This window comes from Rhodococcus sp. ENV425 (assembly GCF_002887785.1).
GTDB lineage: Bacteria > Actinomycetota > Actinomycetes > Mycobacteriales > Mycobacteriaceae > Rhodococcus > Rhodococcus aetherivorans.
Map to the genome: position 1 here is coordinate 21,380 of NZ_PCZU01000262.1, position 865 is coordinate 22,244.

The window sequence follows — 865 nt, forward strand, 5'->3', positions numbered from 1 at the left end:
CACCGGTCCACGGTTGCACCGGCTGCGGGGCGCGCAGCCGCAGCGGTCCCACCGGGGGTGCCGCGTAGGGGACGCCGCGCCAGGCGAGGAGGTCGCCGATGCGGGTGCCGCGCAGGGCGCCGTCGGGAACAGTGACAAGGGTCTCAGCCGCCATGCTCGAACTGTACGTGACGCCGAGTCATAGGTGCCGCGGTTACCAGTGCCGGCCGTGCAGCCCGTGGGCGGCGAGCTCGGCGTCCGTGTCCGCGCGCAGGGCGGCCCGGGTGGGGAAGTGCTCGTCGTCGAGCGCGACGAGGGCCAGGGTGTAGCGGTCGCCCTGCCGGCACAGGTACGCGGCGAGCCGGGTGGACGTCGAGGCCCGGGCGGTCGCGAGGCCCGGGTGGACGGCGCGGGTGGCGACGCCGGTGGTGCGGTGCGGGCCGAATCCGTCGAGCACCGGGGGCAGCGGCCCGATGTTGGAGCACAGCAGGTCCCGCTCGCCGGCCCCCGCGGCGAGGCGCGCGGCGAGCCGGTCGGGCAGCAGTTGCAGCACCTCGTCCGGCAGACCGTGCGGCGCCCCCTCCCGGCGGCGGGTGTACGCCGCACGGGCGCGGTGGCGGATCGAGGCCGGGGTGTCGGACGCGTCGACCACCACCTCGGTCATCGTCACTCCGTTGCCGGCGCCGTCGTCGGGGAGGCCGGGGGCGGCGGTGCGGCCGTCGACGGGCACCGCGATCCGCAGCGGCCAGTCGAGCCCGGCGCGGTGGGCGATGCCCGCGGCGAGCGCGAGGAAGAGGGAGTTGGGGGTGCCGCCGGCCGCGTCCGCCGCGGTGTCCCACGCGGTCGCGTCGACGTCGAGCAGTGCCGTGCGGGCGGGGGAGCGGAT

2 pseudogenes are annotated in these 865 nt (G+C 77.6%); both read right to left on the reverse strand.

Annotation, left to right across the window (positions count from 1 at the left end):
• A pseudogene (locus tag CQZ88_RS31670) lies at window positions 1–154 on the reverse strand (carboxylesterase family protein); the annotation flags it as partial.
• Between the two features lie 39 nt (window positions 155–193).
• Window positions 194–865, reverse strand: a pseudogene (locus CQZ88_RS23450) (hypothetical protein); the annotation flags it as partial.